Source organism: Sphingomonas sp., from assembly GCF_042096255.1.
In the GTDB taxonomy this organism is placed as follows: domain Bacteria; phylum Pseudomonadota; class Alphaproteobacteria; order Sphingomonadales; family Sphingomonadaceae; genus Sphingomonas.
On record NZ_JBELLZ010000006.1, the window covers coordinates 50,846 to 72,243 of the forward strand.

Genomic DNA, 21,398 nt, shown 5'->3' on the forward strand with positions numbered 1-21,398 from the left:
CCGGAGCGGAGTTGAGTTATGGGTCCCGTCTTCTACGTCCTCGCGATCATGGGCTGCGGCGACGGCCAGACGCAGTGCGAACCCGCGCGCGTCGAGGCGCAGCGTTTCTCCACTGCGGCGCAATGCCAGGCGGCGCTGCCGAGCGTGCTCGCCCGGCATACCGATATCGACTATCCGGTGGTCACCGGCGCCTGCCGCGCCTCGGGGCTCCAGATGGCGGCCGAGAAGCGGAGCGGCTCGCGGGGCTGATTTTAGCGCGGCCGGACCCACAGCTCCGGATCGCGCGGCGCCTCCGGATACAGCCGCTCCCGCCCCCCCGCCTGCCATCCCGCCCACGCGATGTGGCGCAGCTTATGCGCGGCGCTCACCGTGACGCGATGATCCCAGGCGTGGTCGCCCCGCGCCGCCACCTCGCGCCCGATCTCGCCATAGATGCCCGCGGCGGACAGCACCGCCCAGGCGGATCGGAACGGCAGCGCCGGCGTGCCGGCCCTTGCGCTCGCCTCGAATGCCGCCGCCTGCGTCGCCAGTCGCCGCGCCAGCACGGTCAGCCGCGACCGGAACGGCGGCTTCATGTGCTGGCCCGGCGGCATGTCCATCTCCACCAGCCACTCGACCGGCAGGTAGCAGCGGCCCACCCGGTCATCCTCCTCGACGTCGCGGGCGATATTGGAAAGCTGGAAGGCGAGGCCCAGGTCGCACGCCCGGTCCAGCGTCGCCTCATCGTCAGGCGCCACGCCCATCGCGATCGCCATCATGCAGCCGACGCTGCCCGCGACATGGTAGCAGTAACGGTACAGGTCCGCCTCGCTGCGCGGTCGCCACTCCTCCGCATCGAGCGCGAAGCCCGCGATCAGGTCGCGCGGGTAGCGCGCCGGCATGCCGGTCTCGACGACGAACCGGCGCAGCGCCTCGAACGGCATCTCGCCGGTCGGCTCGCCCGCCAGCGCACGCTCGGTCAGCTCGGCGGCGCGTGCCACCCGTGCCTCCGCATCCGCGACCGCCGTCATGCCGTGGCCATGGTCCTGCCCGTCGACGATGTCGTCGCACGCCCGGCACCAAGCATAGAGCAGCCACGCCCGCTCGCGCGTTTCGCGGTCGAACAGGCGCGAAGCGGCGGCGAAGCTCTTCGATCCGCGCGCGATCGAGCGGCGTGCGGCCTCCACGAGAGCGGCGCGATCCGCATCATGGGCGGGCTTTGAAGCGGAGGGCATGCCTCCGCCCTAACGCGCCGTCACGGCCGCGTCACCTCACCGGTCGGGATAGCCTAGGTCGAGCTTGAACGTGCCGTCGGGCGACAGGATGAAGGTGCAGCGCGACCAGGGCGCCTGCCCCGCCGCGGCGCTCTTCTCGCGCAGGTCGCGCAGCGCGCGGCCGATCGTGGCGGCCTTGGGCGCGGCGGGTGTGAACCAATGCTCGGCCCCGTCCGCATCGACATAGTCATATTCGCTGGTGCTCAGCGAATCCGCTTCGATCTCGGTAGTCACCTTGGCCTGGGTCCAGCCGGCGGGGGCGCTTTCCGCCAATGCCTCGGCGACCGTGCGATAGTGCGTGTCCGCCCCGTCGATCACTTCTTGCCTCCGGCGACATTGTCGAATTCCGCCACCGTCGGGCGCCCGCCATCGATCCGATAGGTGATGACGAACTGGTCCGGCCGCTGGCTATCGCCATCGCCATAGACCACCTCCACCTTGGCCTCCACCGATTTGCCGTCCTTCAGCGCGTCGGCCATGCGGTTTTCCACCGTCTTCCAGGCGCCGGTGTTGAGGTTGCCGTTCATCGGCACCAGATTCAGCCGGTCGCCCGGTCCGTTGAAGATCGAGGCGATCAGGTGCCCGCCCTGGTCATCGGGCAGGCGATCCTCGCGTCCGGAGACCTGCTGCTGATAGCCGTTGCGCTCGGCGGTCTGGAGGTCGAGCGTGCCCTCGACACTGGTGACGCGGCCCTGCCCGTCGGTGGCATAGTGATAGCCGTTGACGATGTAATCGGCGTCCGGCTTCAACTCGCGCGCGTTGAGTTCCTCGGGCCAGTCACCCTTGCTGCCCGCGTCCATCACGATCCGCTCGCGCCCGCCGCTATCGAGCTGCCGCTCGATCTCCGCCGCGACCTCGCCCGGCGCATCGGTGCCGATCCGCGCCGCCACCGCCTCAAACGTCTGGCGGTGGACCGAGCCCGCCGGCTGGTCGCCCCAGCGGGCGATTGCGGGCGCACCGGCGGGTTCGCCAGCGGCGGTCACGTCGAACACCCGCCCCTCGATCACCTTGGCGCGACCGGCGGCGACATCGCCCTGCTGGACGCTCGACAGAGCGGGTGGCGGCGGTGGCCCGCCGGCACGGCCGGCGGCGGAAACGGACTGGACGGCGGCAACGGTCATGACGGCAACTCCCGTGCGGGTCGCCAGCCTTATGCCGGATCGGAATACGTCGGGTCGTTAGTCGGAGTGACTAGGCCCAGCCTCAGCCTACACCATCCTCCGTTCGCCCTGAGCGAAGTCGAAGCCTGTCCTGAGCGCCTGCCCTGGCAGGCAGTCGAAGGGAGCAAGCGATTCGTTCGCCAAAGTGCTTCGACTTCGCCCAGCACGAACGGACAGTAGTGACTCTAGAGATCCCCCGCCGCCATCCGCACGATCGGCACCGCCGGGCGATGCGCCGCCATCGCGTCGAGCAGCCCCGGCAACGTGTCCGCGACGATCAGCAGCTCGCGATGCTGCGGCCGGACGAAGCCCACCGCCGCCATCCGGTCCCACATCGCCACCAGCGGATCATAAAAGCCGCGATCGTTGAGCAGCCCCACCGGATCGGCGTGATAGCCCAGCTGCGCCCAGCTCAGTGCTTCCCACAATTCGTCCATCGTCCCGGTGCCGCCCGGCAGCGTCACGAACCCGTCGGCAAGGTCGGTGAACAGCCGCTTGCGCGCGTGCATGCCGTCGACGACGTGCAGCTCGGTCAACCCGCGATGCGCCACCTCTGCATCGACCAGCGCCTGCGGGATCACGCCGATCACCTCCCCGCCCGCCGCCAGCGCGCCGTTCGCGATCGCGCCCATCAGCCCCAGCCGCCCGCCGCCATAAACAACGCCGATCCCGCGCTCGGCCAGCGTCCGCCCGGTCTCCCGCGCCAGCTCCAGATAGCGCGGGTCCGCCGGCGTCGCCGACCCGCAATAAACCGCCAGCCGGTTCACGCGCGCTCCAGCATCAGCCGCGCGGTCGCCTTGGCGCTGCCGACGACGCCGGGGATGCCCGCGCCCGGATGCGTGCCCGCGCCGACGAAATACAGGTTGGGAATCGCGTCGTCGCGGTTGTGGACGCGGAAATAGGCGCTCTGGGTGAGCACCGGCTCCAGGCTGAAGGCACTGCCGAGATGCGCGTTGAGGTCCCGGCCGAAATCGGCGGGGGTGTAGCTGAACTTGGTCACGATCCGCTCGTGGATGTCGGGGATCAGCCGCCGGCCGACCTCGTCGAGGATGCGCTTCTCCAGGATCGGTGCCACCCGCCCCCAATCCTCCGGGAACTTGCCCATGTGCGGCACCGGGGCGAGCGCGTAGAAGGTGCTCATCCCTTCGGGCGCCAGGCTCGGGTCGGTGACGGTCGGATGATGGAGGTAGAGCGAGAAGTCCTCGCTCAGCACGCCATGCGAATAGATGTCGTCCAGCAGGCCTTTGTAGCGCGGGCCGAACAGGATCATGTGGTGCGGGATGCCCGGCCAGGTGCCCCTGATCCCGAAATGGACCACGAACAGCGACGGCGAGAAGCGCTTGCGCTCCAGCTTGTCGGCGGTGCGCTGCGCCGCGCGCGAGCCGGAGAGGAGGTCGCGATAGGTGTGGACGATGTCGCCATTGGCGGCGAGCATGTCGCACGCGCCCTGCCAGCCGCTCTGCGTCACCACCCCGGTCACCCGGTCGCCCACGGTGGTGATCTCCGCCACCGGGTCGCCCAGCCGGATCGTGCCGCCCAGCCGCTCGAACAGCGCCACCAGCCCCGCGATCAGCCGGTTGGTGCCGCCGCGCGCGAACCACACGCCGCCGTCGCGCTCGAGTTTGTGGATTAGCGCGTATATCGCGCTGGTGGTCATCGGGTTGCCGCCGACCAGCAGGGTGTGAAAGCTCAGCGCCTCACGCAATTTCTCGTTGCGCACGAAGCTCGACACGATCGAATAGACCGAGCGCCACGCCTGGTATTTGGCGAGTGCCGGCGCCGCCTTCACCATCGACGCGAAGTCGAGGAAGGCGACATGGCCCAATTTCTCATAGCCTTCGTGGAACACGCCGGCCGAATATTCGAGGAACTTGCCGTAGCCCGCTACATCGGCGGGATCGAGCCTGGCGATCTGCTCGCGCAGCACCTTGTCGTCGTTGGTATAGTCGAAATTGGTGCCATCGGCCCAGTTGAGCCGATAGAAGGGCTGCACCGGCTCCAGCTGCACGTCCGCCGCCATGGGCGAGTTGGACAGCGCCCACAATTCCTCCAGACACGCCGGATCGGTGATCACCGTCGGCCCGGCATCGAAGGTGAAACCGTCCCGCTCCCAATAATAGGCGCGCCCGCCCGGCTTGTCGCGCGCCTCGACGATCGTCGTCGTCACCCCCGCCGATTGCAGCCGGATCGCGAGCGCCAGCCCGCCGAACCCGGCCCCCACCACGATCGCGCGGCTCATTTCACATTCCTCAGGGCACGGAACGCCCGCCCGATCGGCACCGGCGGCCGGCCCGCCAGTACCCGGATCTTGTCCGCCCGCGTCGACCGCGCGGCATAGAAGCGCCCGATCAGCCCAGGCCGCAGCCGGTAGAAGCGCTCCAGCACCTTGTAGCGCGCCTCGGGCGCGGCGGCGCGGAACAGCATCGCGTCGAGCATGCGGTAGAATTTGCGGTCGTCCCACGCCGCCCGCGCGTGATCGTGGGTCAAATCGTGCAGCGCCGCGCCGGACAGGTCGGGTGCCTCGGCGATCTTCACCGCCAGCCGCACCGCATCGGGCAGCGAATAGCCGGTGGTCGGGTGGAACAACCCCGCCCGCGCGCCCGCCTTGGCGACCCGCGCACCGCCCGCGCGCCAATAGCCCTCGAAATCACCGCCGATCACCACCGGCAGCGCGCCGCGTTCGCTGCGCAGGTCGTTCGCGCCCGCCGGCACGTGCCAGCCGCGCGCCTCGGCATAGACGTCGATCCGCCGGTTGAGCGCGCCGATGTTGAGGTCCGGCTTGTCCGAATAATAAGTGTCCTCCACGAACACCCGCGTCGGCGAGAAGGGCAGACAATAGACGAAGCGATAGCCGTCATGCTGCGCCACCGTCGCGTCCATCACCAGCGGCCGCTCCAGCCGGTGCCCATCAGGCACCTCGATCTCGCGGCCGACGAACTTCTGCCAGCCGAGCTCCAGCATCGACATGTCCGCGGGCCCGCGCGCGTCGATCACGCCGCGCGCCTCGATCCGGTCGCCGTCCGCCATCACCACCGCGGTGGCGCTCGCCGCCGAGACCTTGCGGCCGGAGACGATCGCCTCGGGCGGCAGCATCCGCCGCACCACCGCGTCCAGCCGCTCCGATTCGATCGAGTAATAGGGCTGGCGCAGCACCCGCCGGTGCGCGGGGAAGGCCACCTCATATTCAGGCCAGGCATGGCAGACGAGCGGCGTCAGCAGCCAGCGGTCGTCCCTGGCCACGTCGGCGTCGAAGAACGACCACACGTGATTGCCGCCGAGCGTCTCGCCCGCCTCGATCAGTCGGAGTGACAGCTCGGGCCGGCGCTGGTGCAGCGCCAGCGCGATCAGGCTGCCCGCCAGCCCGCCGCCGACGATCGCAAGGTCGCAGGAGATCGTCGCCGCCATCCCCCGCGGCCTAGCGGGTCGCCACGCGAAGGCAAAGCCCTAGCGAGACTCGTGTCCCGGTTCGGGCGTGTCCGCGGTGGCGCGGTTCTGCGCTTCCTCGGTGGCGTGCGCGTCGCCGCTGTCGACCCCCGTGTCGACCGGGCTGTTGGCGGTCGCGCCCGCCCCGGTCGCCACGGGATCGCCGCCCTCGCCTTCCCCGATCAGCGTGCCGCCGCCAGGCGTCTCGTCGGTGTTGGTGTCGGCGATCACCCCCGCGGCGGAGTCACGCTCGCGCTCCTCGATCGCGTCGGGGGCGTTGCTGGGATTGGTGTCGGGCATCCGGAACTCTCCTTTGCACGCCAGAACGCGCCGCTTCCGCCCCGGCTCCCGAGCCGGTAAGGCCGGCGGCATGACGGTCGCCCTCGCCATTGCCCTGTCCGCGCTCGCGATGACCGTGATCGTCGGCGTCCGCTACCTGCTCGCCAGCGGCGGCTTCGCGCTGGCCACCCGCGCGCGTCACCCCGGTCTCTACGCCGGCCTCGACACCCAGGTCCGCCGCGAGATCGCCTGGAGCCTCGCCTCCGCCGCGATCTACGGCATTCCCGCCGGCATCGTCGCCTGGGGCTGGCGCGAACATGGCTGGACGCGGATCTACGAGGACGTCCACGCTTATCCGCTCTGGTACCTGCCCGTCTCGGTGCTTCTGTACATGGTTGCGCACGACACGTGGTTCTATTGGACGCATCGCTGGATGCACCGGCCGGGGCCGTTCAAGCTTGCCCATGCGGTTCATCACGCCAGTCGTCCGCCCACCGCTTGGGCGGCGATGGCGTTTCACCCGATCGAGGCGCTGACCGGCGCTGTGGTAATTCCGCTACTGGTCATCGTCATTCCGATCCACGTCGCCGCACTCGGTCTGGTGCTGACGATCATGACGGTTATGGGTGTCACCAACCACATGGGGTGGGAGGTGTTTCCGCGTTGGGTGTGGGCGGGCCGGCTGGGGGGCTGGCTGATCACCGCCAGCCATCACCAGAAGCACCACGAGCGATACGGGTGCAATTATGGCCTCTATTTCCGCTTCTGGGACCGTGTCTGCGGCACGGACGACGGCATTGGCGATTTCGCGCGCGCGCATGAGCAGGCGCGCCGCCGCAGCGTGCGCGCTGTTCGTTAGCCTGGGCGCCGCCGCGCCGGTCGCCTCGCTGGAAATCGGTATTGACGCGGCGCGCTCGGCCGAGGGCTTCTTCAAGCTCTGCCTCACTGCCGATCCGGACAACTTCCCGCGCTGCCACGACGATGCGCTGGCGATCCGCCGCTCGGTGCCCGCCACCACCCGCGTGATCCGCTACGAGGGCCTCCCCGCAGGCACCTATGCCGCGGCGGTGATCCACGACGAGAACGGCAACCGAAAGCTGGACACGCTCGCCGGCATTCCGCGCGAGGGCTATGGCTTTTCGCGCAACGCGCCGGTCAAGTTCGGCCCGCCCAAGTTCACGGCAGCCCGCTTCGCGCTGGCCGGTGATGCAAATGCGCAACAGATCAGGATGCGCTACATCTTCTAAGCTGCTGGACGGGAGCCAAGGAACCCGTCAAGTGTTTCGCGGCTGCAACCAAACCGGAGCCTCTGCCTTGCGCGCGCTTTCCTTCCTTCTCCTCGGCGCCGCGGCGCTGGCCACGCCCGCGTTCGCGCAGGACAGCAACTCCGCCGCCACCCCGCCGGTCTCGCCCGATGTCGAGATCGGCGGCGATTCGATCACCGTCGGCATCGGCGTCGCCACTGTGCCCGATTACGAAGGCTCGAACGACAACCGTATCGTGCCCGTGCCGGCGGCGCGCGGCAGCATCTCGGGCTATTCCTTCTCCACCCGCGGCCCGCGCCTGTTTGTGGATCTCGTCAAGAACGAGCCGGGGCCGACGTGGGACTATCAGCTCGGCCCGGTCGTGTCGCTGAACTTCAACCGCGTCGGCGACGTGGATGACGAGCGTGTGCAACTGCTCGGCAAGAAGAAGGTCGCGCTGGAGCTTGGTGGGTACATCGGCATTGGCAAGACCGGCGTGCTGACCAGCGACTATGACAAGCTCTCCGCCAGCGTCGCTTATTACCATGACGTCAGCAACATTCACGAAAGCTACGTCATCACGCCGCAGATCGACTATGGCACGCCCCTCAGCCGCAAGGCCTATGTCGGTTTGTCCGGCAGCTTCTCCTATGTCGGCAGCGGCTATGCCGACACATATTTCGGCGTGACCGCACCGCAGGCGACCCGCTCGGGCCTCACCCGCTACAATCCCGATGCGGGCTGGAAGAACTGGTCGCTCTCCGCGTTGGGCAATTATGCGATCACCGGCGACCTGCTCGGCGGCTTCTCGATTGTCGGCGGCGTCAGCTATTCGCGCCTGCTCGGCGATTTCAAGCGCTCGCCACTGGTGTTCACCGCGGGCGACCGCGACCAGTGGTTCGGCGCGGTCGGCATCGCCTACACCTTCTGAAGGCCGGCTTCTTGCAGCGCGTCGCCGCCCGTATACCACGGCGCGGCGGCGCCTCGCATTTTTGGGCTCGCAACCCACCCCCATCGCGGCGTATCTGGCCTCGGCCACCCGGCCTTGTAGAGGACCCGCATGACAGACCGCGAAGCCACCATCGACGCGCCGGACGCACTCCCGCGCCAGCTTGAGGACCAGCCTTCGCGACGTGCGCTGTTCACCGCCGTGCTGGGCACCGCCGCGGCGGGTGTCGGTGCCTTCGCCATCGCCGGCTCCGCCAACGCGCAGACCGTTACCGAAGCGGACCTGCTCAACTTCCTGCTCAACATCGAATATCTCCAGGCGAATTATTTCGCCTTTGCAGTGAACGGGGCCGCGATCGCCACGGGCTCCACGTCCGGCACCGGCACGGTGGGCACCGCCACCGGCGGGCGCAAGATCACCTTTACCGATGCGGTCGTGGGGCAATATGCGCGCGAGATCGCCGCGGAGGACCTCACCCACGTCACCGTCCTGCGCGCCACCATCGGCAGCACGGCGGTGGCCGCCCAGCCGGCGATCGACCTCGGCACCGGCGCCGCCAGCGCCTTCGGCAGCTTCGCCCAGGCGGCGGGCCTGGTGGCGGCGGGCTCCGGCTTCGACCCCTATGCCTCGGACGAGAACTTCCTTCTCGGCGCGTTCCTGCTCAAGGACGTCAGCGTCACCGCGTACAAGGGCGTCATGCCCCTGCTCACCACCTTCAATAGCCGTCGCCTCGTCGCGGCAATCCTCGGCACCGAGGCGTATCACTCCGCGACGATCCGGTCCGCGCTGTACCGCAAGGGCATTCTCACCCAAACCGGGGCGATCTCGGACGCGCGCGACGTCTACAATGGCGGCACCGATCTCGATCAGGGCATTGCCCCGGTCGATACCGCGCAGGGCCCCGCATCCAACGTCGTCCCGGCGGACGGCGACGGCATCGTCTTCGGCCGCTCGACGGGCCAGGTGCTCAACATCGCCTTCCTCAATCGTGGCGCGGTGGCCAGCGGCGGCTTCTTCCCCTCGGGCCTCAACGGCACCATCAAGACCAGCGCGGCGAACTGAGGACCAGCACATGACCCATTCGGACCCCATCCTCGCCGCGCTCGCCGCGAGTGACCGTCGCCGTGCCGAGCGCCGGCGCTTCCTCCGCCTCGCCGGTGCCGCGGGCGCCACCACCGCCGGCCTCACCCTGCTGTCGGCCTGCGGCGACGACGATGACGATGACGCGACGCCCACCCCCTCGCCCTCGCCGTCCGGCTCCGCCTCGCCCAGCCCCACGCCGAGCCCGACGCCGGATTTCGCGGAACCGGTGATCCTGAACTTCGCGCTCAACCTCGAATATCTCGAAGCCAGCTTCTACGCGCGTGCAGCGCTGGGCACCGACCTGCCCGACGCCCTGCTCGGCGGCGCCGGCACGCCCGGCGCGCTCACCGGCGGACGCCAGGTCAGCTTCACCGACCCGGTCGTCGCGCAATATGCGCGCGAGATCGCCGCGGACGAGATCGCGCACGTCGGCTATCTGCGCCGGGCGCTGGGCAGCGCCGCGATCGCACGCCCGGCGATCAACATCGATGGCGGGGCCACCGGCGCGTTCACCGCCGCGGCGCGTGCCGCCGGCGTGGTCGCGGCGGATGCGACCTTCGATCCCTACGCTTCGGACGAGAACTTCCTGCTCGCGGCCTTCCTGTTCGAGGATGTCGGCGTTTCAGCCTATTATGGCGCCTTCCGCTCGCTGGTGACGCCGGCGCTGGTGGAAGCGGCCGCCGGACTCCAGGCCGCGGAGGCCTATCATGCCGGCATCATCCGCGAGACGCTCTACGCCAAGGGGGTCGCCACAGCGGCGCTGCGCACCAACGCGACCAACATCTCCAACGCGCGCGATCAGCTGGACGGGATCATCGACCTCGACCAGCCGATCACCGGCACCGACGACATCGCTAACGTCACGCCCGCCGACACGGCCGGACTGGTGCTGGAACGGGTGCCGGGACAGGTGCTCAACGTCCTGTTCCTCAATCGCGGACCGGTCACCAGCGGCGGATTCTTCCCCGCCGGGGTCAATGGCACGATCATCACCAGCGGCGACAACGACTGACGACATCCGGGATTAAGCGGGCATCTGGCGGGATGGACTGACACGTCTGTCCCGCCACTGTAAGACTGACTGGGCTATGCAGGGCTCCCGGGGGCATATCCGGAGAAGATGCATGTCCAAGGAGTTCCTGATCAACACCTATGCTGGCCAATGGCAGGACAATCCTGACATCACCCAGCTCAACGATGGCACGGTCGTCGTGGTATGGGACTCGTACATCACCGAGAATGATCTCGACACCTATTACATCGCGGCGCAGCATTTCACTGCCGATGGTAAGAGGATCGGCAGCGAGAAGGTCCTTGCCGCCTTTGATGGCGGCCAATCGACCCATGCAAGCGTCACCGCGTTGAAGGATGGCGGCTATGCGGTCGCGTGGCAGACCGCGGTCGGCGAATCGATCCTCGACCAGACCGACGTCTACACCAAGACCTTCGATGCCGACGGCACCGCGCGCGGCGCCGCGGTTCGCGCCCACGGGTCCAATGGCGAAGACCAATATGCCCCCAGCATCGCCGCGACCGCCAACGGCGGCTACACGCTGACCTGGTCCAGCTATGTCGCCAACAGCGGCAAGAAGCTGGCTTGGGACGAGATCTATACCCGCACCTTCGACGCGGACGGCGAGGCGGTTTCCGCGATCAAGCACGTCAATCAGGTGATCAAGTACGACCAGCACAACAGCCGAGCGACGACGCTGTCGAACGGCAACGTCCTGCTTACCTGGGAATCGGAATATGCCGGCAACATGAACCCCAGTGGGGTCGAGTCGGATGCGGTGCGCGCGCGCATCTATTCCGCGCGTGGCAAGGCGCTGTCGGGCGAGTTCTTGCTGGTCGGCGAGAATGACGGCATGAACGAGGGGATCGGCCTGACCGACAGCTCGGTCGATGTCGCCGCGTTTGACAATGGCCGCTTCGTGGTCAGTTGGTACGAGACCGTGCTCCACGATGATCGCGACACCACCTTCGAGCTTCACGCACAGATCTACAACAACACCGGCGCCAAACTGGGCCAGGAGATTACGGTGCGGGCCGGCACTGTGGGAATCCCCAGCGACAGCTCGATCACGGTACTGGACGACGGTGGCTTTGTCGTCGCCTGGGACGCGTTCGGTCCCAAGACCTACGCCTTCGAGGAGATTTGGGCGCGCGTCTATGATGCGAACGGCAATCCGCTGGGTGCGAAGTTCAAGGTCAACGCACCCTCGGGTCGGTCCGTGCAGGAAAACCCCGAAGTTCAGGCGCTGGAGGGCGGCGGCTTCTGGGTGGTCTACCAGTCCGAGTTTCTTGATGGCGACGACGAGGCGATCGCCGGCCGCATCTACGATCAGGGCAGCTTCGGCGCGGACTTGGAGGCGATGCGCCACACCGGCGACTATCGCGCGCTCGCCGGCGACGATGCGATCACCGGCACTGCGGGCGCAGACCGTATCCATCTCGGCCGCGGCGCGGACGTGGCGGAGGGCGGCGCGGGCGACGACATCCTGATCGGCGGCTGGGGCGCGGACCGGCTTGCGGGCGGAGCTGGCGCCGACCTTTTCGTCTTCGCGGCCGAGCACAGCCGCGCCGACTCGGCCGACGTGCTGCTGGACTTCGAAAGCGGCAGTGACCGGATCGACCTGTCGCGCATCGCCCGTGCCGGCACCGATTTCGCCTGGATCGGCGACGCCGCCTTCACCGGCACCGCCGGCGAACTCCGCTTCGCCGCCGGCGAACTCTCGGCCGACCTCGACGGCGACCAACTGGCCGACCTGCTGATCCGGGTTTCCGGTGACCCGGTCCTCCAGGCGGACCTGATCCTCTGACGCAAGGTGGCGGGCGGTTTACTTCCGCCCGCCACCTGCTACGCTCCACGCCATCCCCGGGGGACCGCTTTGTCGCGGTTGAGAGGATGGCCGCAGCCATCGACCCGCCGAACCTGATCCGGCTGACACCGGCGTAGGGAGTGGAAGCGGCGTCCGCCCGGTCTCCGTCCCGCTCCCCCCAGAGGAGTGAAGACGAATGGCCGACATCGAAGCCCCCACCCACATCGGCGTCACCACCGGCCCGATCCGCGGTTCCCGCAAGATCCACGTCGGGCCGCTGAACGTGGCGATGCGCGCGATCGACCTCGATCCCTCCTCGGGCGAGCCGCCGCTCAACGTCTACGACACCTCCGGCCCCTATTCAGACCCGAACGTCCGCATCGACATTCAGACCGGCCTCCCTCTCCTCCGCCGCCCGTGGATCGAGGCGCGCGGCGACATCGAAAGCTACCATGCCCGCGAGGTCCGCCCCGAGGATAATGGGCAGCTCGGCCCCGATCGCTCCGGCGGCGTCCCGCGCTATCCCAATGCGGTGAAGCGCCCGCTGCGCGCCAAGCCCGGCCAGAACGTCAGCCAGATGCACTATGCCCGCCGCGGCATCATCACCCCCGAGATGGAATATGTCGCCACCCGCGAGAATCTCGGCCGCGAGATGGCGCGCGAGTACCAGCGCGACGGCGAGAGCTTCGGCGCCGCCATCCCCGATTACGTCACCCCCGAGTTCGTCCGCGACGAAGTGGCGCGCGGCCGCGCGATCATCCCCAACAACGTCAATCACCCCGAATCCGAGCCGATGGCGATCGGTCGCAACTTCCTGGTCAAGATCAACGCCAACATCGGCAACAGCGCAGTCGCGTCGAACGTCGCCACCGAGGTCGACAAGCTCGTCTGGGCGATCCGCTGGGGCGCGGACACGGTGATGGACCTCTCCACGGGCCGGAACATCCACGACACCCGCGAATGGATCATCCGGAACAGCCCCGTGCCGATCGGCACCGTCCCCATCTATCAGGCGCTGGAGAAGGTCGGCGGCATCGCCGAGGACCTCACCTGGGAAATCTTCCGCGACACCCTGATCGAGCAGGCCGAGCAGGGCGTCGACTATTTCACCATCCACGCCGGCGTCCGCCTGCCCTATGTGCCGCTCACCGCCAGGCGCGTCACCGGCATCGTCAGCCGCGGCGGCTCGATCATGGCGAAATGGTGCCTGGCGCACCACAAGGAGAGCTTCCTCTACGAGCGCTTCGACGAGATCACCGAGATCATGCGCGCCTATGACATCGCCTATTCGCTCGGCGACGGCCTGCGCCCCGGTTCGATCGCCGACGCCAACGACGAGGCGCAGTTCGCCGAACTCTACACCCTGGGCGAGCTCACCCACCGCGCCTGGGCGCAGGACGTCCAGGTGATGATCGAAGGCCCCGGCCACGTGCCGATGCACAAGATCAAGGAGAACATGGAGAAGCAGCTCCAGGTCTGCGGCGAGGCGCCCTTCTACACCTTGGGGCCGCTCACCACCGACATCGCGCCGGGCTACGACCACATCACCAGCGGCATCGGCGCGGCGATGATCGGCTGGTACGGCACCGCCATGCTCTGCTACGTCACCCCCAAGGAGCATTTGGGGCTGCCCGACCGCGACGACGTCAAGACCGGCGTCGTCACCTACAAGCTCGCCGCACACGCCGCCGACCTCGCCAAAGGCCACCCCGCCGCCAAGCTCCGCGACGACGCCCTGAGCCGCGCCCGCTTCGAGTTCCGCTGGCGCGACCAGTTCAACCTGTCGCTCGACCCCGACACCGCCGAGCAATACCACGACCAGACGCTGCCGGCGGAGGGCGCCAAGACCGCGCACTTCTGCTCGATGTGCGGCCCGAAGTTCTGCTCGATGAAGATCACCCAGGAGGTGCGGGAGTTCGCGGCGAAGCAGAATGCGGGCGTGGAGACGTTCCTCGCCCATCCTCCCCGGCACGGGGAGGGGGACCAGCCGCAGGCTGGTGGAGGGGCGCCCACCACGAGCGACACCGCTGCGGAGGCCGGCATGGCGGAGATGAGGGAGCGGTTTAGGGAGACCGGTGGGGAGGTCTACGTCGCCACTTGAGGCACCATGTGTTTACTCCCAGCGATGCCGCTCCCAAGCCAATTGCGAGAACCAGTCTGGCCATGATCGTCTCTTGGCAAGCTTGGGCGCAGGCTCAGCTACTTGCTGAATGGATCTGTTTAGATCCCGAAGTGACCGCTCGAACTTGTCCGGAAAGGTACGGCCAAATTCTTCAAGATAGTCTTTGTCAACTGCCGACAAGGAGTACTGATTCTCCATATCGATTTGGAACACATCTGAAATTTGGCGCCCAAACGTTCTGTAGGTCACCGTTACGTCAAAGGTTACAGGATGGAGATCACGGTCGGTTTTATCATCCAACCACCGAAATGACACACCGAGCGCAAATTTTAGCGGCTTACCCGACGGAAACGACCGAACTCCGTTCTTAAAGAACGGAGCGTCAGTCACGGGAAGATCACGGCCAAGCTGCTGATGCAGGGGCTTGTCAATCTTGACATACAAGTTTTCGGCAGGTGATGAGCCAAGGTTCTCTATTTCAAGGAGAAACAGTTGGCCGCCCTGATTTGTCCCGACCGAAGCTACGACTCGGGCACGAGACGCCTCCCAGACTTGAGCTTCTGCGGCTTTGGCAAGTCTATAAGTAAGCCAAGCGTAAAGCGCCGTAATTAGCAGCACGCCTATTGCAGATACCGCGCTTGCTGCAGACCAGAACGTTCCCCAGTTCACGCCCTACCTCCTCAACATACATCCGACATTACCAGAAGTTTCGGAAGTCTCGGGGACACGGAAGTTTCGGCAGCGGTTCCGGGGACACCATACCCAACTCCCCTCCCCGCAGCGCCCGCAAGCGCCACCCTCACCCCACCCGCAACGCCTCCACCACTCCCGGAAACCGGATCAGCTTCGGATACGTCCCCAGCTCCTCCGCCACGCCATGCCGCACCAGTTCGGCGACGTTGTTCGCGGCCCCCGCATAGGTCACGCCCAGCGCCTCGGCGATGTTCGAGATCGAGCGGACCGGCTGCTCGAACGCCAGATCGATGATGCGGAGCATCAGCGCCGATCGCCGGACCGTCTGGAACCGCTCGCGATAACCGCGCTGGAGATCCTGCAATCGTTCGACGACCGCGATCGTCTCCGCTGCCGAAGCCGCCATCGCTTCGAGAAAGAACGCGATCCACGCCTCCCAGGCGCCGTCCCGCGACACTGCGTACATCAGGTCGATGTACCGATCCTTGTGGCGCTCCAGATACGGGCTCATGTAGAGGAGCGGCTGGGGCAATGTGCCGCGCTGGACGAGTATCAGCGCGATCAGCATGCGCCCGACGCGACCGTTGCCGTCCGCAAAGGGGTGGATCGCCTCGAACTGGTAGTGCGCCAGCGCAGCGTCGATCAGCGGCGACGCAAGGTCCTCGTCGGGGCGGTTCGCAAAGGCGAACAACTGGTCGAGCGCATCGGGCGTTTCGGCAGGTGGTGTCGGGATGAAGCGCGCGGTTTCGATCCGTCCAGTGCCGCCGATCCAGTTCTGGTCGTGCTTGAGCTCGCCTGCCTGCACCGTAGCACCGCGATGCCGCGCCACGCCGGTCAGCAGCCGCCGGTGCGCGTCCCGGATCAGCCGAGTCGAGATCGGCAATGTTTCCAGGCCGGCGATCGCCCCTTCCAGCGCCCGGACGTAATTCAGCACCTCGCGCGTGTCGCTGCGAGTCGCGGCCTCCTCCGCGCCCGCTTCGAGCAGGAACAGGTCGGACAGCGTCGTGTACGTTCCCTCCATGCTCGACGACGACACGGCTTCGCGTCGCTGGAGCGGGCGGATCAGCAGCAGCGGATTGGGCACGGTCCGGCCGATGCCCTTGAGTTCGCCCACCGCCTGGGTCGCACGGGCCAGCTCGGGGAGGAACGCCTCGGCGCTCAGCCGCGCAGGAGGCAGCGGATTGGGCACGAACGCCTTGCGACCGCCGATCGTCGGCGTCAGCCGCCCCGTTTTCGCCGCGCCGAACCCGTTCTTGTCCATGCTACGTTCGTATAAACTCCGGCTGGCACTTTCAACGAAAACGCCGTTTCGTATAAAGTGCCCCCGCCACCTTCAACGTCCGTATAACCCGCGCCGACCCTCAATAATGGTATCGGCACTGCGCCACCTGCAGCACCTGCTCCTCGCCATCTCTCACCACGCGATAGACCAGCCGCTCCCGCCATCCGATCCGCCGCGACCACCATCCCGACAGGTTGCCGCCGAGCGGCTCGGGCTTGCCGAGCCCGCGGAACGGATCGCGCATGCAATCCCGAATGAGCTCGTTGATCTTCACCAGCGTACGGCCATCATCGCCCTGCCATTCGGTATACTGAGCCCAGGCGCGCTCGGTGAAGCTGATCTTCACGGCTCTATAAGGTCGCGTTCGACTCCCCTGCCAGCATCGAATTCGGCGATGCTGTCCAGCAGGTCTTTCGCATTCCGCGGCGACGACAGCAGGTGCAGCGTTTCCTCGATCGAGGCCCATTCGCTGGCGGAGATCAGCACCGCCCCCTCCCCGCGCTGGCGAGTGATCGCAAGCGGGGCCCGATCGGCGACGACCTTGTCGATCATCGCCTTCAAGTTCTCGCGCGCTTCGGAATAGCTGACGGCCTGCATGCCCTCACAATTGGACATAGACCTGTCCAATGTCAACGACAGTTCGGGGACACCATACCCAACGCCTTGCGCCCGATCCGCCGGCTCCACCCCCGCCCCGCTTCCAATGTAGGATTTTCTCTGGTCCATACTGGCCGATGAGCCAGACCGATCTCCGCGCCGCCGCATCCAGCATCGCACCCGCCGCCGATCCGGCCGCGTCCGCCAATGCGCTGGTCGTCCCGCCCGATGCCGCGCCGCCCGCCGAGGCGATGCCTCATGATCCCGCCGACTATCGCTGGGTCCCCGTCCGCCGCCGCCCGCGCTACGACGGCTGGACCGAGGAGAAGCAGCGCCGTTTCATCGAGACGCTGGCGGATACCGGCCTCGTCAATGTCGCGGCCAAAGCGGTCGGCATGACGCGGGCGAGCGCGTATCAGTTGCGCCGCGCCGCGCATGGCGCCGCCTTCGCCCGCGCCTGGGATGCCGCGCGCCACCATGCCGGCGGGCTGATCGAGGACATCGCCTTCGAACGCGCCATCGAGGGCACCGAGCAGGAAGTGCTCGACCGGGACGGCCAGGTGATCGCGACGCGGCTCGTGCATGACAATGGCCTGCTGAAGTTCCTGCTCGGCCGGCTGAAGCCTGATCGCTATGGCCCGGCGCGCGCGTCGGGCGGCGCGCCGCCGGCTCCCGTCGCCCCGCCGGTGCTGGCCGACAGCCTGCGCGAGATGGAACCTGCCCTGCCCGCGCCGCCCGAAGAGCTGCTCGATCCCGAAACGCTTGCCGACGAACTCGAGCTCGCCGACGCCGCCGATGGCGCGCTGCCCCGCCACCTGCGCGAGCAGCGCGCGCCCAGGTCCGCTGCGAGCCTCGCCGCGGAAGCCGTCGCCGCCCGCCACGCGCGCGGCGCCGCCGCGCTGGCCAAACAGGAGGCGGGCGGCGTCCTCACCCCGGCGGAGGACGCGGACGCCTGCTTCCACCTCGATCCGGCAAGCAACACCCGCCCGCCCCCGCGTCGCCGCGAGGGGGCGTGAGGGTGTCAACTTCGTGTCAACTTTCGCGGGCTTGAACAGCAACGATTGCCGGGGTGGCCACCCTTCCCTTCCCGCCCGAAGCCGATACCTTCCGCTTCAAACAGCGGGAGGATACCGGATGACCAGCAACGCGTGGCAAACGATGCTGTGGGCGGCTGCGGCCTATAATCTCTTCATCGGCGGCGGCGGGCTTGTCGCGCGGGGCGCGCCGCGGGACGCGCGGCTGGTCAGCCTGTTCGTCGCGGCGTTCGGGATCGTCTATGCGGTCGCCGCGACCGATCCGATGCGGTTCGCGCCGGTGCTATGGGCGGGGGTGTTCGGCAAGCTGGGCGTGATCGCGCTGATGGCGCCCGCGGTCGCGAAGGGCGAGTTGCCGCGCGCGGTCGGCTGGGTGCTGGCGGGCGATGCGCTGTTCACCGTCGCCTTCCTGTGGCTGCTGCTCGGCGCTCTATTTGCTGGATGAGGCTTCCGACGCCTCCCGCCTCTGCCACACCAGCAGCCGCTCCTCGGCGGAATAGGCGCGGTGCGGCAGGCGGGCGGAGACGCGATAGTCGCGCGCCAGCCAACGGGCGAGCCGCCGCTCCATCGCCGGATTGCGATCGGGCCAGGTGGAATGCGCAACCGTGATCACCGCCGCGGGCCGGCGCGCCATGATCCGGTCGAGCTCCGTTGCCGGATCGACCCCCAGCGACGCCGCCTCCCGACCCGAGCTGAGGTGCGCGGTGAAGACGTAGCGGGAGAGGTGGCAGGCATGGCTCAGCCGGTAATAGGCGACCGGCCCTTCATAGACGAACAGGCACCGCTCGCGCACCGCATCGGGAATCGCGGAGGCGACCTGGGCGGCATAGCCCCGCTCCTTGGCTGCGACCCGCGGGTTGGCGACGGTCGCGTGGAACAGCGGCCAGGCGAGCGTCACCGCGAACAGCGCCGGTCCCCAGCGCCGGATCGCGAACGCCTGCGCCACCGCCGGCGTGCAGGCGAGCAGCAGCGGGATGGCGTAATGGGGATAGAAGCCGCCGATCGCCGCGAAGTCGATCGCGGAGACGGCCATCCAGCCGAGCGTGAAGCGTACGCCATCCGGCAACAGCGTGAAGCGCCTGGTCCACCGCCGCAGGCCGATCAGCGCCAGCACCGTCGCCGGCAGGAACAGGAACCAGCTTTCCCAGAAGCTGCGCACCGCCGCGGCATCGCGCGGGGTGCCCTTGGCCAGGATCGACAGCACGTTGGCCTGCCACCACGCCGCCCCCTGCCCGATCGCCGCATAGGCGCCGAACGCCAGCAGCGTCGGCGCGATACCGAGCAGCGAATAAAGCAAGGCGGTCCGCACCACCGGCCCACCCCGTCGCCATTCGGCCGCGAGCAGCCAAACGCCCAGGAAGGCACCCTGGAACACCGCATTGGTCTTGATCTGGATGGCGAGGCCGATCAGCGCCATCGCCGCCGCACCGCGCCCCCTGAGCGTCAGCAGCGCCGCCCCGGCGACCAGCCCATTGTAGAACACCGGCGTCTGCGTGGTCTCGCCCCACAGCTCGTTCAGCCCGGCGAGGTAGAAGATCCCCGTCATGGTCGCGGGCGGCCAGCCAGTCCAACGCCCCGCGATCGCCGCGACCAGCATCGCCGTCGCCGCCGCAAAGCCGGTCGCGACCAGCTGCGCCGCCAGCACCCCGTCCAGCGGCAGCGCGGCGATGCCCGCGAACAGCGCGAACAGCCCGACCGGCTTGCGATCCCACAGATCGACATAGGGCAGCTCGCCCGCCCACATCCGCTCGCCGACCAGCAGATAGAATTGCTCGTCCAGCCCGGCCAGCGCATTGCCGAACTGGGCGAAGCGCAGCACCAGCGCGGCGATGCAGATCGCCAGCGCCGCGAGCATCGCCGGCCGCACCCGGGCGGGCGCGATCGGCCGCGCCGCCGCTACGTCGATGCCGGAATAGAACACAGGCCGCCCCTCATCGGAGCGGCCTGTGCCGGATCGTGGTTAAGGTCGGCTAAACGCTCAGCCGGCATGCTCCGCGAGCACGGTCAGCCCGCGCGCGTTCACCTCGGCGAAACCGCCGCGGATGGCAATCGCCTCCGGCGCCGCGCCCGACGTGCGCTGGACAAGCAACTCGCCGTCGCGGATCGTCGACATGAAGGGCGCATGCCCCTCCAGCACCCCGAAGTCGCCCTCGGCGCCGGGGACCGTCACCATATAGACCTCCTCCGAGCGGAGGAGCTTTTCCGGCGTGACGAGTTCGAAGTGGAGCGACACTTACGCCTCCTGGGCCAGTTTCTCGGCCTTGGCGACCGCCTCGTCGATGCCGCCGACCATGTAGAAGGCGCTCTCGGGCAGGTGGTCGTACTCGCCGTTCACCACCGCCTTGAAGCTGCGCACCGTGTCTTCCAGCTGGACGAACTTGCCGGGGATGCCGGTGAACACCTCGGCGACGTGGAACGGCTGCGACAGGAAGCGCTGGATCTTGCGGGCGCGCGACACGGTCAGCTTATCCTCCTCGGACAGCTCGTCCATGCCCAGGATCGCGATGATGTCCTGCAGCGACTTGTACTTCTGGAGGATCGACTGGACCGCACGCGCGGTCTCGTAATGCTCCTGGCCGACGACGCGCGGCTCCAGCACGCGGCTGGTCGAGTCGAGCGGATCGACCGCCGGATAGATGCCCAGCTCCGAGATCGCGCGCGAGAGGGTGGTGGTCGCGTCCAGGTGGGCGAAGGAGGTCGCAGGCGCCGGATCGGTCAGGTCGTCCGCGGGAACGTAGATCGCCTGCACCGAGGTGATCGAGCCCTTGTTGGTCGAGGTGATCCGCTCCTGCAGCGCACCCATGTCGGTCGACAGCGTCGGCTGGTAGCCCACCGCCGAGGGGATGCGGCCGAGCAGCGCCGACACTTCCGCGCCCGCCTGGGTGAAGCGGAAGATGTTGTCGACGAAGAACAGCACGTCCTGCCCTTCCTGGTCGCGGAAATATTCCGCGATGGTCAGGCCCGACAGCGCGACGCGGGCGCGGGCGCCCGGCGGCTCGTTCATCTGGCCGAACACCAGCGCGACCTTCGAGCCCTCCGGCGTCGCATTCCCTTCCGCATCCTTGGCGATCACGCCCGCGTCGAGGAACTCGTGGTAGAGGTCATTGCCCTCGCGGGTGCGCTCGCCGACGCCCGCGAACACCGAGACGCCGCCGTGGCCCTTGGCAATGTTGTTGATCAGCTCCTGGATCAGCACGGTCTTACCCACGCCGGCGCCGCCGAACAGGCCGATCTTGCCGCCGCGGGCATAAGGCGCGAGCAGGTCGATCACCTTGATGCCCGTCACCAGGATCGCGCTCTCGGTGGACTGGTCGATGAAGTCCGGCGCCTTGGCGTGGATCGGCGCATGGTGTTGGCTGTTGACCGGCCCGCGCTCGTCGATCGGCTCGCCGACGACGTTGAGGATGCGGCCGAGCGTCGCCGGGCCGACCGGCACGGTGATCTGCGCGCCGGTGTCGGT

General features: G+C 68.0%; 24 protein-coding genes and 1 riboswitch. Of the genes, 10 read left to right on the forward strand and 14 right to left on the reverse strand.

All coding sequences use genetic code 11. From position 1 onward, the window contains the following. The first annotated feature begins 18 nt into the window (after window positions 1-18). Entirely contained in the window at window positions 19-249 is a 231-nt protein-coding gene (locus ACFDTH_RS02305) for a hypothetical protein (protein ID WP_375285887.1), read from the forward strand. A gap of 2 nt (window positions 250-251) precedes the next feature. Here ACFDTH_RS02305 and ACFDTH_RS02310 read toward each other — a convergent pair whose 3' ends face one another. The 7 genes from ACFDTH_RS02310 to ACFDTH_RS02340 form a co-directional block, all read right to left on the reverse strand. Beyond that, window positions 252-1,214 (reverse strand): phytoene/squalene synthase family protein, encoded by a 963-nt coding sequence (locus tag ACFDTH_RS02310; protein WP_375285888.1) that lies wholly within the window; start codon window positions 1,212-1,214, stop codon window positions 252-254. 36 nt (window positions 1,215-1,250) lie between these two features. After that, a complete protein-coding gene (locus ACFDTH_RS02315; protein WP_375285889.1) occupies window positions 1,251-1,571 on the reverse strand; it encodes a hypothetical protein in 321 nt (106 codons plus the stop codon). Then, window positions 1,568-2,374 carry a DNA/RNA non-specific endonuclease gene (locus ACFDTH_RS02320; RefSeq protein ID WP_375285890.1) on the reverse strand — a complete coding sequence of 269 codons (807 nt, stop codon included), beginning with the start codon at window positions 2,372-2,374 and terminating at the stop codon, window positions 1,568-1,570. Before ACFDTH_RS02320 ends, ACFDTH_RS02315 begins: the two co-directional genes overlap by 4 nt. Before the next feature lie 224 nt (window positions 2,375-2,598). Beyond that, window positions 2,599-3,180 carry a TIGR00730 family Rossman fold protein gene (locus tag ACFDTH_RS02325; protein WP_375285891.1) on the reverse strand — a complete coding sequence of 194 codons (582 nt, stop codon included), beginning with the start codon at window positions 3,178-3,180 and terminating at the stop codon, window positions 2,599-2,601. Next, complete coding sequence (locus ACFDTH_RS02330; protein WP_375285892.1) at window positions 3,177-4,652, reverse strand: phytoene desaturase; 1,476 nt, start codon at window positions 4,650-4,652, stop codon at window positions 3,177-3,179. Before ACFDTH_RS02330 ends, ACFDTH_RS02325 begins: the two co-directional genes overlap by 4 nt. Beyond that, window positions 4,649-5,818, reverse strand: coding sequence for a lycopene beta-cyclase CrtY (gene crtY, locus ACFDTH_RS02335; RefSeq protein ID WP_375285893.1), 1,170 nt, complete (start codon window positions 5,816-5,818; stop codon window positions 4,649-4,651). Before crtY ends, ACFDTH_RS02330 begins: the two co-directional genes overlap by 4 nt. Before the next feature lie 39 nt (window positions 5,819-5,857). Further along, window positions 5,858-6,136 carry a hypothetical protein gene (locus ACFDTH_RS02340; RefSeq protein WP_375285894.1) on the reverse strand — a complete coding sequence of 93 codons (279 nt, stop codon included), beginning with the start codon at window positions 6,134-6,136 and terminating at the stop codon, window positions 5,858-5,860. Window positions 6,137-6,206: 70 nt separating this feature from the next. On the opposite strand from ACFDTH_RS02340, the gene ACFDTH_RS02345 reads away from it, so the two are divergent. The 7 genes from ACFDTH_RS02345 to thiC all read left to right on the forward strand — a co-directional run bounded on the left by ACFDTH_RS02345 (window position 6,207) and on the right by thiC (window position 14,311). After that, on the forward strand, window positions 6,207-6,974 hold the full coding sequence (locus tag ACFDTH_RS02345; protein ID WP_375285895.1) for a sterol desaturase family protein: 768 nt from the start codon (window positions 6,207-6,209) through the stop codon (window positions 6,972-6,974). After that, entirely contained in the window at window positions 6,934-7,362 is a 429-nt protein-coding gene (locus ACFDTH_RS02350; protein ID WP_375285896.1) for a DUF2141 domain-containing protein, read from the forward strand. The genes ACFDTH_RS02345 and ACFDTH_RS02350 overlap by 41 nt, the downstream gene beginning before the upstream one ends. Window positions 7,363-7,429: 67 nt before the next feature. Further along, on the forward strand, window positions 7,430-8,290 hold the full coding sequence (locus tag ACFDTH_RS02355) for a MipA/OmpV family protein (protein WP_375285897.1): 861 nt from the start codon (window positions 7,430-7,432) through the stop codon (window positions 8,288-8,290). 129 nt (window positions 8,291-8,419) lie between these two features. Further along, window positions 8,420-9,370, forward strand: a complete 951-nt coding sequence (locus tag ACFDTH_RS02360; protein WP_375285898.1) for a ferritin-like domain-containing protein — start codon at window positions 8,420-8,422, stop codon at window positions 9,368-9,370. Between the two features lie 10 nt (window positions 9,371-9,380). Beyond that, window positions 9,381-10,403: a ferritin-like domain-containing protein gene (locus ACFDTH_RS02365; RefSeq protein ID WP_375285899.1), complete on the forward strand. Its 1,023-nt coding sequence runs from the start codon at window positions 9,381-9,383 to the stop codon at window positions 10,401-10,403. A gap of 112 nt (window positions 10,404-10,515) precedes the next feature. Then, window positions 10,516-12,210: a M10 family metallopeptidase C-terminal domain-containing protein gene (locus ACFDTH_RS02370; protein ID WP_375285900.1), complete on the forward strand. Its 1,695-nt coding sequence runs from the start codon at window positions 10,516-10,518 to the stop codon at window positions 12,208-12,210. 47 nt (window positions 12,211-12,257) lie between these two features. Continuing rightward, a riboswitch (TPP riboswitch) is annotated at window positions 12,258-12,367 on the forward strand. Between the two features lie 39 nt (window positions 12,368-12,406). Next, a complete protein-coding gene (thiC, locus tag ACFDTH_RS02375) occupies window positions 12,407-14,311 on the forward strand; it encodes a phosphomethylpyrimidine synthase ThiC (protein ID WP_375285901.1) in 1,905 nt (634 codons plus the stop codon). 12 nt (window positions 14,312-14,323) lie between these two features. Here thiC and ACFDTH_RS02380 read toward each other — a convergent pair whose 3' ends face one another. From ACFDTH_RS02380 to ACFDTH_RS02395, 4 genes are all read right to left on the reverse strand, one after another. Continuing rightward, complete coding sequence (locus ACFDTH_RS02380; protein WP_375285902.1) at window positions 14,324-15,001, reverse strand: hypothetical protein; 678 nt, start codon at window positions 14,999-15,001, stop codon at window positions 14,324-14,326. Window positions 15,002-15,131: 130 nt separating this feature from the next. Next, window positions 15,132-16,286: a Fic family protein gene (locus ACFDTH_RS02385; protein ID WP_375285903.1), complete on the reverse strand. Its 1,155-nt coding sequence runs from the start codon at window positions 16,284-16,286 to the stop codon at window positions 15,132-15,134. A gap of 100 nt (window positions 16,287-16,386) precedes the next feature. Further along, complete coding sequence (locus tag ACFDTH_RS02390; protein WP_375285904.1) at window positions 16,387-16,653, reverse strand: Txe/YoeB family addiction module toxin; 267 nt, start codon at window positions 16,651-16,653, stop codon at window positions 16,387-16,389. After that, window positions 16,650-16,904, reverse strand: a complete 255-nt coding sequence (locus ACFDTH_RS02395; RefSeq protein ID WP_375285905.1) for a type II toxin-antitoxin system Phd/YefM family antitoxin — start codon at window positions 16,902-16,904, stop codon at window positions 16,650-16,652. The genes ACFDTH_RS02390 and ACFDTH_RS02395 overlap by 4 nt, the downstream gene beginning before the upstream one ends. 137 nt (window positions 16,905-17,041) lie before the next feature. Between ACFDTH_RS02395 and ACFDTH_RS02400 the strand changes: the two genes are divergently transcribed. Together ACFDTH_RS02400 and ACFDTH_RS02405 are read left to right on the forward strand one after the other, a co-directional pair. After that, window positions 17,042-17,920, forward strand: a complete 879-nt coding sequence (locus ACFDTH_RS02400; RefSeq protein ID WP_375285906.1) for a hypothetical protein — start codon at window positions 17,042-17,044, stop codon at window positions 17,918-17,920. Between the two features lie 118 nt (window positions 17,921-18,038). Next, window positions 18,039-18,383 (forward strand): hypothetical protein, encoded by a 345-nt coding sequence (locus ACFDTH_RS02405; RefSeq protein WP_375285907.1) that lies wholly within the window; start codon window positions 18,039-18,041, stop codon window positions 18,381-18,383. Here the strand turns inward: ACFDTH_RS02405 and ACFDTH_RS02410 are convergent. From ACFDTH_RS02410 to atpD, 3 genes are all read right to left on the reverse strand, one after another. Then, complete coding sequence (locus tag ACFDTH_RS02410) at window positions 18,369-19,859, reverse strand: hypothetical protein (protein ID WP_375285908.1); 1,491 nt, start codon at window positions 19,857-19,859, stop codon at window positions 18,369-18,371. The two genes, ACFDTH_RS02405 and ACFDTH_RS02410, sit on opposite strands and share 15 nt — an antisense overlap. A 57-nt stretch (window positions 19,860-19,916) precedes the next feature. After that, the gene (locus ACFDTH_RS02415; protein WP_375285909.1) at window positions 19,917-20,171 is read right to left on the reverse strand and encodes an ATP synthase F1 subunit epsilon; all 255 of its coding nucleotides are present in this window, start codon (window positions 20,169-20,171) and stop codon (window positions 19,917-19,919) included. Then, the coding region (gene atpD, locus ACFDTH_RS02420) for a F0F1 ATP synthase subunit beta (protein ID WP_375285910.1) at window positions 20,172-21,398 on the reverse strand (1,227 nt) is incomplete at its 5' end.